Genomic DNA, 1,024 nt, shown 5'->3' with positions numbered 1-1,024 from the left:
TGTTCAGACCACCGATTTAGTAACGCCATGGTGAGGATCGAGTAACGCCCGGGTGAGTATCCAGTAACACCCGGGCGTTTGGGGGTTGGGCGGGGTTAGTGGGTTAGGCGCATGTTGTCTCCTTCTAGTGTGATGATCTCCGCGCCGACGGCGAGCCGGTTGAGGATCGACTCAGCGATGACAGCGTCGGGGATGGACTTGCACCATTCGATGGGGGCGAACTGGGATGTCACGATGGTCGCTCCGCGGTTTTCTCGTTCCGCAATGATGGTCAACAATTGATGCGCGGTGGCTTCATTGATCGGGGTGGTGAGAAAATCATCGAGTACGAGCACATCGGTGTTGTGAATCGCTTCGAGGAACTTCACGCGCTCAGGATCCGAGTGATGCAGCACGGCGAGCTGGTTAGCCAGAGAGTCGGTGCGGAAGAACTTGGCGGAGTAATCCTTTCGGCAAGCTGCGTTGAGCAATGCTTGGGCGAGGTAGGTCTTGCCGACGGAGGATTTGCCCAGGATGACAACGTTTTTCGAATCCTGGCACCATTGGCATTGAGCAAGTCGGGCGATTTGCTCTTTGTTGATGTTGCGGCTGGGTGTGTAGATAATGTCTTCGACACAAGCATCGAGGTTTGGCGATCGGGATGCTTTGAGCAGTTTGTTGACTCGTCTTTCGCGCCTGGCCGCGACTTCTTTATCGAGCGCGTAGAGGATTTTGTCTGAGAAGCTCCACTGGTCGAATGCTTGATCCGCGGCAATGTCGATGACTGTGCGGCCAAAGGCAGTCATCCGTAGTTGCGTGAAGATATGCAGGACTGATTCGTCTAAGAATCGTGCGGTTGTTGATGCTGGTTGTGGCGCATCCATGGTTAGTTGTTTCCTTTCTTCGTCAGGTTTTCGATGCTGAACTGCTCCGCGCCGCCGAGGTACGCACCGCGCGTATCACGCGGGATAGGTGCTGCTGCAGTGTTGGTGGAGGTGGCAGCGGCATCTCGCGTGTTGGGGTGAGGCTGTGTGGTGGTGCGCCC

The 1,024-nt window shown here is 56.0% G+C and carries 1 protein-coding gene; it reads right to left on the bottom strand.

The features are described 5' to 3' along the window. Nucleotides 1–95: 95 nt before the first annotated feature. On the bottom strand, nucleotides 96–863 hold the full coding sequence (locus QP994_RS11020) for an ATP-binding protein (RefSeq protein ID WP_284866824.1): 768 nt from the start codon (nucleotides 861–863) through the stop codon (nucleotides 96–98). Nucleotides 864–1,024 lie beyond the last annotated feature (161 nt).

Origin of the sequence: Corynebacterium sp. MSK044 (genome assembly GCF_030232825.1) — a bacterium.
Taxonomy (GTDB): domain Bacteria; phylum Actinomycetota; class Actinomycetes; order Mycobacteriales; family Mycobacteriaceae; genus Corynebacterium.
This window is presented reverse-complemented; position numbering and strand designations above follow the sequence as displayed.